We start from the raw sequence: 9,214 nt of genomic DNA on the forward strand, positions 1-9,214 counted from the left end.
CTGAGGCAGATGCTCATCGCCGGCTTTCCCGCAGGGTCGCTCCAGACCAACTGTTACGTCGTCGCCCCCGAGGCGGGGGAGGAATGCGTCGTCGTCGACCCTGGGCAGGACGCGGTGGGCCCGCTCGACGAGTTGCTGCGCGAGCATCGGCTCAAGCCTGTCGCCGTCCTGCTGACCCACGGACACCTCGACCACATGTGGTCGGTGGTGCCGGTGTGCGGTGCGCGCGACGTGCCGGCCTGGATCCATCCCGAGGACAGGGACCTCCTGTCGGACCCGGGCAAGGGCCTGCCTCTCGCGATGACGCAGTCGCTGTTCGGCGGGTCGACCTTCACCGAGCCGGACGACGTGCGGGAGCTCGCCGACGGCGAGGTGCTCGAGCTCGCCGGGTTGCAGATCGCCGTCGACCACGCTCCCGGCCACACCCGAGGGTCGGTGACCTTCAGGCTCCCCCAGCCCGAGGTGATGTTCTCGGGCGACCTGCTGTTCGCCGGCTCGATCGGACGCACCGATCTCCCGGGCGGCGACTATCCGACCATCCTCGCCAGCCTGGCGGCCAAGTGCCTGCCTCTGCCTGACGAGACGGTCGTGCTGCCCGGCCACGGACCGCAGACCACGATCGGTCGTGAGCGCGCGGCGAATCCCTACCTCAAGGATCTCGCGCCCCGGACCGGTCCTACCAGGGGGATCTAATGACCTTCCAGGCGCCCAAGGGCACCTTCGACTGGATGCCGCCGCGTTCCGAGCTGGCGCTCTCCGTCCGCGAGCAGATGTCCGCGCCGCTCCGCCTCGCCGGCTATCGCTACGTCGAGACGCCGGCGTTCGAGGACACGGCCCTGTTCGCCCGGGGTGTGGGCGAGTCCACCGACATCGTGTCCAAGGAGATGTACACCTTCGAGGACAAGGGCGGCCGTTCGATCACGCTGCGCCCCGAGGGCACCGCGGCGGTCGTGCGGGCGGTGCTCCAGCACGGCCTCCACCACGGGCCGCTGCCCGTCAAGGTGTGGTATTCAGGGAGCTTCTACCGCTATGAGCGCGCCCAGAAGGGCCGCTACCGCCACTTCTCGCAGGTGGGGGCCGAGGCGCTCGGCGTGGAGGACCCGGCGCTCGACGCCGAGATGATCCAGCTCGCCGCCGAGGCGTTCGCCTCGCTCGGCCTGACCGGCGTGGAGCTCCTGCTCAACTCCCTCGGCTGCGCCGCCTGCCGGCCCGCCTACCGGTCCGCCCTCCAGGACTTCCTGCGCGGCCTCGACCTCGACGACGCCACACGGGCCAGGGTCGAGATCAACCCCCTGCGGGTCCTCGACGACAAGCGGCCCGAGGTGCGCGCGCAACTGGCGGAGGCGCCCCTGGTCTCCGACCACCTGTGCGAGGCGTGCAAGGGGTATCACGAGGAGGTCAGGTCCCTTCTGCGGACCGCCGGCGTCGCCTTCACCGACGACCCGAGGCTCGTACGCGGCCTCGACTACTACACGCGCACGACCTTCGAGTACGTCTACGAGGGCATCGGGGCGCAGACCGCCGTCGGCGGCGGGGGCCGTTACGACGGGTTGAGCGAGATGATCGGCGGTCCGCCGCTGCCCGGCGTCGGGTGGGCCCTCGGCGTCGACCGCACGGTCCTCGCGCTGGAGACCGAGGGCCTGGTCGAGGCGAACACGCCGCGCGCCGGCGTCGAGGTCTACGCCGTACCGCTCGGCGACGAGGCCCGCCGGGTGCTGTTCGACCTCGTCCTTGAGCTGCGGGGCGCCGGTGTCTCGGCCGACCTCGCCTTCGGCGGCAAGGGGGTCAAGGGGGCCATGAAGGGCGCCGACCGTTCGGGAGCGGCCTACGCGCTGATCCTCGGCGAGCGCGACATCGCCGCCGGGGCCGCCCAGGTGAAGCACCTCGCCAGTGGCGAGCAGACCGCCGTCCCGCTCGCCGAGATCGTCACCATGTTTAAGGAGAAGCTGGTCAAATGATCCGCACGCACGAGGCCGGATCGCTCCGCAGGGAGCACGCCGGGACCCAGGTCGTCCTGGCCGGATGGGTGGCGCGCCGCCGCGACCACGGCGGCGTCGTCTTCATCGACCTGCGCGACGCCTCCGGCTCGGCCCAGGTGGTCTTCCGCGAGGAGGAGCACGCCCACGACCTGCGCTCGGAATACTGCGTCAAGGTCGTCGGCGAGGTCCGCGTGCGCCCCGAGGGCAACGAGAACCCCGATCTGCCGACCGGTGACATCGAGGTCGTCGCCTCCCAGGTCGAGGTGCTGAGCGACTCCGCGCCGCTGCCCTTCCCCATCGAGGGGTCGGCCGGGGTCTCGGAGGAGGCGCGGCTGAAGTACCGCTACCTCGACATCCGGCGTCCGCAGGTCGCCGAGGCGATGCGCATCCGCTCCAAGGCCACCTACCTCGCCAACGAGGTCATGAACGAGCAGGGCTTCGTCTATGTGGAGACGCCGCAGCTCACCCGCTCGACCCCCGAGGGCGCGCGCGACTTCCTGGTGCCGGTCCGCCTGCAGCCCGGTAGCTGGTATGCCCTGCCGCAGTCGCCCCAGCTCTTCAAGCAGCTCCTGATGGTCTCCGGGCTGGAGCGCTACTACCAGCTCGCCCGCTGCTTCCGCGACGAGGACCTCCGCGCCGACCGCCAGCCGGAGTTCACCCAGATCGACATCGAGATGTCCTTCGTCGACCAGGACGACGTGATGGCCCTCGGCGAGGCGCTGATCGGCCGCCTGTGGAAGGAGATCCTCGGTTACGAGCTGCCCTCGCCGCTGCCGCGCCTCACCTACGCCGAGGCCATGGCCCGCTTCGGGTCGGACAAGCCCGACATGCGCTTCGGCTGCGAACTGGTGGAGATGACCGACTTCTTCGCCGACACCTCGTTCCGCGTCTTCCAGGCGCCCTACGTGGGCGCGGTCGTGATGCCGGGCGGCGCCTCGCAGACGCGCAAGGAGCTCGACGGCTGGCAGGAGTGGGCCAAGTCCCGGGGGGCGCGCGGCCTCGCCTACGTGCTGGTCCAGGAGGACGGCGAGCTCGGCGGGCCGGTGGCCAAGAACCTCTCCGAGGCCGAGCGCGCCGGACTGGCCGGCAAGGTCGGCGCCGCGCCCGGCGACGCGGTCTTCTTCGCCGCCGGGGTCAGGGCCGCCTCCCGCGAGCTGCTCGGCGCCGCGCGGCTGGAGATCGGCCGCCGGTGCGGCCTGATCGACGAGTCGCAGTGGTCGTTCCTGTGGATCGTGGACGCGCCGATGTTCGAGCCCGCGATCGACGACAAGGGCGTGCAGGTCGGCTGGACCGTCGTGCACCACCCCTTCACCGGTCCCAAGCCCGAGTGGGCCGACAACTTCCAGGAGCACCCGGAGCAGGCGCTGGCCTACGCCTACGACATGGTCTGCAACGGCATGGAGATCGGCGGCGGCTCGATCCGTATCCACCGCGCCGAGATGCAGCAGCGCGTGTTCGACGTGCTCGGCATCGAGAAGGAGGAGGCCGAGTCCAAGTTCGGCTTCCTGCTTGAGGCGTTCAAGTACGGCCCGCCCCCGCACGGCGGCATCGCCTACGGCTGGGACCGCGTCTGCATGCTGCTGTCGGGCGGCGAGTCGATCCGCGACGTCATCGCCTTCCCCAAGACCGCCTCGGGCTTCGACCCGCTGACGGGCGCTCCGACGGCCATCACCGCGGAGCAGCGCAAGGAGGCCGGCGTCGACGCCAAGCCGAAGGCCGCCGGCCAGTAACCGGCGTGCCGAACGAGGACGGCCCCGGCGAGCGGGAGGCTCGCCGGGGCCGTCTCGTTCCGCCGGTCGTCACATCGACAGCTTGACGTCCTTGATCGTCAGCGGGATCTTGGGCGCGCTGGACCCGCCGTCCCCGTTGACGTCGCCGTCGTGGGCGAGATAGCCGCCCGCCGCGATCTTGTCGAGGATCTCCAGCCCCGTGGTGACGACGCCGAGCGTGCTCAGGTCGCCGCCGATCTGGCTGGTCTCCTCCCCGTAGGAGATGGCGAACTGGCTGTTGTTCATGTTCGAGCCGTCGGCGGGCTGCGGGAGGATGACCACGCCTCGGGTCGGCAGGATGCCGGTGTTCTCGTCGTTGAACAGGTAGCCGGAGGTGCCGAGGCCGTCGGTGTCGGACTTGCCGTCCGCCTTGGCCCGCGGGTCGCCGCACTGGATCAACTTCAGACCCGAGTTGTCCATGGTCGCCAGACGGTGGCACTTGTTGCCGTCGTAGAAGTTCTTCTTCGCCAGGAACGCGAACGAGTTGACGGCGCACGGCGCCGCCGAGGTGGCCAGCTCGATGACGATGTTCCCGTGGTTGGTCTCGAGCGTCATGTTCTTCCAGCGCAGACTCGGCTTCTTCGGCGGGTAGCCCACGAACTTCGTCGGCACCCCGGTGTCGTCCTTGCGGTACTCGCAGGTCACCGATCCGGGCTTGACCGTCGGGCTCGGCATCGTCGTGGGCAGCTCCGACGGGGTCTCGGAGGGAGCGGAGGGCGAGGGCGATCCGGCGGCGGCGGGCTTGGGCTCGTCCCCTCCGCCCATGAACACGGCACCGGCGATGATGCCTCCGACCACCACGACGGCACCGATGCCGACCCCGAGGATCGCGCTGCGCTTGCTCTTCTCGGGGGTCTGCTGCGCGCGCTGCGCCTGCCTCTCCCTGTGCTCCCGAGCCAGTCGGCTCTGGCGGTCGTCGCCGCTCACGCTGTGTCCTCCGGGTGTACTGATCCTTGATATTGCAACCTGGCGCATCGTATCGGCCTTCGGGTGTGCTTCACATAAGCCGAGAAATCGATCAACGCTATTGAGAGCCCTACACCCCCGGCTTAACATGGCCGGAGTGACGAGTGGGTCGTACCTCAGGTTTCCACACATTCACCATGAGCTTCTGACCTTTACCGCCGAGGACGACGTCTGGATCGCCCCCCTGGACGGGGTCGGCGGCGGGCGCGCCTACCGGCTGACGGTGGACCGCGTGCGCGTCAGCCATCCGAGAATCTCCCCCGACGGCACCCGCGTCGCCTGGACGAGCTGGAGGGACACCGACGCCGAACTCCACATGGCGCCGGTGGACGGCGGGCCCGCGCGCCGGCTGACCTACTGGGCCCACCACAGCACCCGCCTGCGCGGCTGGTACGGCACCGCCGCCCTCATGGCCACCAGCGCCCACAGCCAGCCGTTCGGCTTCCTCACATGGGCCTACGCCGTGCCGGTGGACGGCGGGCCGGCCGAGCGGCAGCCGTACGGCCCGGTGTCGGACCTCGGCCTGGCGGGGGAGAGCACGCTGCTGCTCACCGGAGCCGCCTCGCACGAACCGGCGCACTGGAAGAGATACCGGGGAGGCGGCACCGGACGGCTGTGGCTGGACCGGGGATGGCTGCCGCTGGCGGCGCCCGGGCAGCTCGCCTGCCCGATGCTCGTCGGCGACCGCGTGGCGTTCCTGTCCGACCACGAGGGCACGGGAAACCTGTACTCCTGCGCCCGTGACGGCTCGGACCTGACCCGGCACAGCTCCCACGAGGGCTTCTACGCCAGGCAGGCGTCCACCGACGGCCGCCGCGTGGTCTACGTCCGCGCCGGGGAGCTGTGGATGCTCGACGACCTGTCGGCCGAACCCAGGCCGCTGCGGGTCAGGCTCGCGGGCGCGGGCCTGGGGCGCAGGCCGTACCCCGCCTCCCGCCGCGCCGACGACGTCGCCTGCGACGCCACCGGGCGGGCCAGCGCGGTGGAGATCGGCGGCACGGTCCACTGGGTGCCGCACGAGGACGGCCCGGTGCGCGCGTTGGACGTACGGCCCGGCGTGCGTGCCCGGCTCCCCCTGGTGCTCGGCCGCCCCCGTCCGGACGGCGACGAGGAGCAGGCCGAGGAGTCCGAGCAGACCGAGGAGACCGAGGAGACCGGGCAGGTCGGGCAGGTCGGGCAGGTCGGGCAGGTCGGGCAGGTCGAGGTGGCCGGGCAGGCCAAACCGCGCAACGGGCCCGTCGCCTGGGTCGACGACGCCGACGGCGAGGACGGCCTCGCCGTCGTGGAACCCGGCCGCAGGCCGCGCCTGCTCGCCGCGGGCCGCCTAGGCCGCGTCGAGGAGATCGCCGGCGCACCCGACGGCGGCGCGGTGGCCGTGGCCTCCCACGACGGGCGGCTGCTGCTCGTGGACGTCGCGAGCGGCCAGGTGACCGAACTGGCCCGCTCCACCGACGGCGCGGTCGGCGACCTCGCCTTCTCCCCGGATTCGGCCTGGATCGCCTGGTCGCATCCCGAACAGGGGCCGCTGCGCGGCATCCGCCTCATGCGCCTGGCCGACCGGACCGTCGTCGAGGCCACCGACGGGCGCTTCGCCGACAGCGACCCGGTGTTCACCCTGGACGGGAAATATCTCGCCTTCCTGTCACGGCGCGGCTTCGACACGATCTACGACGCCCACTCCCTGGACCTGGTCTTCCCCCTGGGCCACCGGCCGTACCTGCTCACCCTGGCCGTGGGGACGCCCTCGCCGTTCGCCCCCCGCCTTGACGGGCGGCCCGTCGAGCCCGAGGAGTCCGGAGAGGCGGGAGAGGTCGTCGTCGACGTCGAGGGCCTCCAGGAGAGGGTCGTGCCGCTGCCGGTGGGGGAGGGGCGCTACCTGGGGCTCCTGGCGGTCAAGGACGGCCTGCTCTGGCTGCGGCAGCCGCAGCGCGACCCCGCGCCCGGCGGCGCGCACGGCCACAGGCACCGGTACGCGCTCGAACGCTTCGACTTCGCCAAGCGCACCGTCGAGGAACTCGACGACGAGGCGAACGGCTTCGCGGTCAGCGGCGATGGACTCCGCGTCGTGGTGATGGACGGCGGAGACCTGCGGGTGATGCCGGTGTCGGGCAAGAAGAGCGACGCCACCGCGATCGACCTGCAGCGCGTCCGGCTCGACGTGGACCCCGCGGCCCGCTGGCGGCAGGCGTACGCCGAAGCGGGGCGGATCATGCGGGACCTGTTCTGGGTGGCCGACATGGGAGGGGTCGACTGGGCGGCGGCACTGGACACCTACCGGCCGTGGCTGGACCGCCTCGGCGGCCCCGACGACTTCGCCGACCTGCTGCGCGAGGTGGTGGGCGAACTCGGCGCGTCGCACACCTACGTCACCTCCCACCAGGGCTACGGGTCCTACCGCTTCGTCGGCATGCTCGGCGCCGACCTCGTCCGCGACACCGACGGGCTGTGGCGCGTGAGCCGCGTCTACGCGGCCGAGTCCTCCGACCCCCGCGCGCGGTCCCCGCTGGCGGGCAGCGGGATACGGCCCGGCGACGCGATCCTCGCGGTGGACGGCCGACCCGTCGACCCCGCGACCGGACCCGCGCCCCTGCTGGTCGACGCGGCCGAACGGCCGGTCGAGCTGACCGTGGAATCGGGGGACCGCGTCCACCGCGCCGCCGTGGTGCCCGTGTACGACGACGCGGTGCTGCGCTACCACGCCTGGGTGCAGGACCGGCGGGCCGAGGTCAGGCGGCTCAGCGGCGGGCGGGCCGGGTACCTGCACGTGCCCGACATGACCGCCGGAGGCTGGTCGCAGCTCCACCGCGACCTCGGCCGCGAACTCACCCGCGACACCCTCATCGTGGACGTGCGCGGCAACCGGGGCGGGCACACCTCCGAACTCGTGGTCGAGAAGCTCACCAGGAGGATCGTCGGCTGGAGCGTCAACCGCCACACCTCCCCGAGGAGCTGGCCGCGCGACGCGCCGCGCGGCCCCGTCGTGGTGGTCTGCGACGAGGAGACGTGCTCCGACGGCGACATCATCATCGGCGCCGTCCAGTCGCTGGGCCTCGGGCCGGTCGTCGGCACCCGCACCTGGGGCGGCGTCATCGGCTACCGGGGCACGCACAGGCTCGGCGACGGGACATCCATCACGGTGCCCGGATACGCCCACTGGTCCACCGCCTACGGCTGGGACCTGGAGAACGGCGGGGCCGTCCCCGACGTCGAGGTGCCGATCACGCCCCGCGACTGGGCCGCCGGGATCGACACGCAGCTGCGCACCGCCGTACGGCTGGCGCTCGCGGCCCTCGACGAGCGCCCCGCCGCCGCCCCGCCGGACCCCGCCACCCGCCCGGAGCGCCGATGGACCCCCCAGGAGCCCGCACGCCCCGTTAAGCCCGCCGGCGGGAGCGCGCCTTGATGCCTTCGTTACGCGGCGGCACCTATGGTGATCCCACCCCGCCCCCGGCTCCTCGAGTCCGGCGCCCCCCGAGACCCCAGGAGCCTCCTCATGGTTGACGAGTTGTTCGGCCTGCCCGTCCACCCCCTCGTCGTGCACGCGGCCGTGGTGTTCGCGCCTCTGTTCTCCCTGGTCTCACTCATGTTCGCCCTCGCGCCTCGCTTACGTGAGCGCCTCGCCTGGCTCGTGACCGTGCTCGCCGTCGCGACCCCGCTCGCCGTCCTCGCCGCCCAGCTCAGCGGACCGGCCCTGCGGGACCGCGTCTTCGGCGGGCAGGAGCCCTCGGGGCGGCTCGGCGAGCTCGTGGCCGCCCATGAGGGCTTCGCGGTGCCGCTGCTCCTCACCACACTCGGCCTGAGTGCGTCCTCCCTGCTGCTCGCCCACGCCGGCCCCCGGTTCGGCTCCGCCCTGCTCCGCCCGCTCACGCTCCTCGTCGTGCTGCTGTCGGCGGCCGTGACCTACTACGTCATCCGCGCCGGCCACTCGGGCTCGGCGGCGGTGTGGTTCCAGGGGTGAGCAGCCACGGGCGAGGCGGAGGGTGACCCGGGCTCGTGCCGTACGGCTCCCGCCCGGCCCCGGCCCCGCGCGGCTCCGGCGTGATCGGCGGTCCCCGGCGGGCGGTACTGTCGGCGTGTGAACAGTCTCTTCGATGCCGCAGCCGAGGAGGCCCATAAGGGGCAGGAACCGCTCGCCGTGCGCATGCGCCCCCGAGGGCTCGACGAGGTGGTCGGCCAGCGCCACCTGCTCGGCTCCGGAACGCCGCTGCGCCGGCTGGTCGAGGGCGACGCCCCCATGTCGCTGTTCCTGTGGGGGCCGCCGGGCACCGGCAAGACCACCCTGGCCTACGTCGTCTCCGGCGCGACCAAGCGACGCTTCGTCGAGGTGTCGGCGGTGTCGGCCGGGGTCAAGGAGGTCAGGGCCGCGATCGACCTGGCGCGGCGCGAGCTCGGCATGAGCGGGCGGCAGACCGTGCTGTTCGTGGACGAGGTCCACCGATTCAACAAGGCCCAGCAGGACGCGCTCCTGCCGGCCGTCGAGAACCGCTGGGTGACCTTCAT

Annotated in this window: 7 protein-coding genes; 6 read left to right on the forward strand and 1 reads right to left on the reverse strand. The window is 72.2% G+C overall.

The window, feature by feature from the left end; genetic code table 11:
• The first annotated feature begins 9 nt into the window (after window positions 1-9).
• Genes BLQ73_RS26865 through aspS form a run of 3 tightly spaced genes read left to right on the forward strand, consistent with a single transcriptional unit; the run spans window position 10 to window position 3,709 of the window.
• Window positions 10-693, forward strand: a complete 684-nt coding sequence (locus BLQ73_RS26865; RefSeq protein ID WP_093174689.1) for an MBL fold metallo-hydrolase — start codon at window positions 10-12, stop codon at window positions 691-693.
• Complete coding sequence (gene hisS / locus BLQ73_RS26870) at window positions 693-1,958, forward strand: histidine--tRNA ligase (protein WP_093174691.1); 1,266 nt, start codon at window positions 693-695, stop codon at window positions 1,956-1,958. The genes BLQ73_RS26865 and hisS overlap by 1 nt, the downstream gene beginning before the upstream one ends.
• Window positions 1,955-3,709: an aspartate--tRNA ligase gene (gene aspS, locus BLQ73_RS26875; RefSeq protein WP_093174693.1), complete on the forward strand. Its 1,755-nt coding sequence runs from the start codon at window positions 1,955-1,957 to the stop codon at window positions 3,707-3,709. Before hisS ends, aspS begins: the two co-directional genes overlap by 4 nt.
• Window positions 3,710-3,778: 69 nt before the next feature.
• Here the strand turns inward: aspS and BLQ73_RS26880 are convergent, their stop codons facing one another.
• Window positions 3,779-4,675 (reverse strand): peptidylprolyl isomerase, encoded by an 897-nt coding sequence (locus BLQ73_RS26880; RefSeq protein ID WP_093174695.1) that lies wholly within the window; start codon window positions 4,673-4,675, stop codon window positions 3,779-3,781.
• A 136-nt stretch (window positions 4,676-4,811) separates the two neighbouring features.
• Between BLQ73_RS26880 and BLQ73_RS26885 the strand changes: the two genes are divergently transcribed.
• From BLQ73_RS26885 to BLQ73_RS26895, 3 genes are all read left to right on the forward strand, one after another.
• A complete protein-coding gene (locus BLQ73_RS26885; RefSeq protein WP_218126030.1) occupies window positions 4,812-8,117 on the forward strand; it encodes a S41 family peptidase in 3,306 nt (1,101 codons plus the stop codon).
• Between the two features lie 90 nt (window positions 8,118-8,207).
• Window positions 8,208-8,672 carry a DUF2231 domain-containing protein gene (locus tag BLQ73_RS26890; RefSeq protein WP_093174699.1) on the forward strand — a complete coding sequence of 155 codons (465 nt, stop codon included), beginning with the start codon at window positions 8,208-8,210 and terminating at the stop codon, window positions 8,670-8,672.
• A 117-nt stretch (window positions 8,673-8,789) separates the two neighbouring features.
• The coding region (locus tag BLQ73_RS26895) for an AAA family ATPase (RefSeq protein ID WP_143020460.1) at window positions 8,790-9,214 on the forward strand (425 nt) is incomplete at its 3' end.

It is taken from the genome of Sinosporangium album, assembly GCF_900100605.1.
In the GTDB taxonomy this organism is placed as follows: Bacteria; Actinomycetota; Actinomycetes; order Streptosporangiales; family Streptosporangiaceae; genus Sinosporangium; species Sinosporangium album.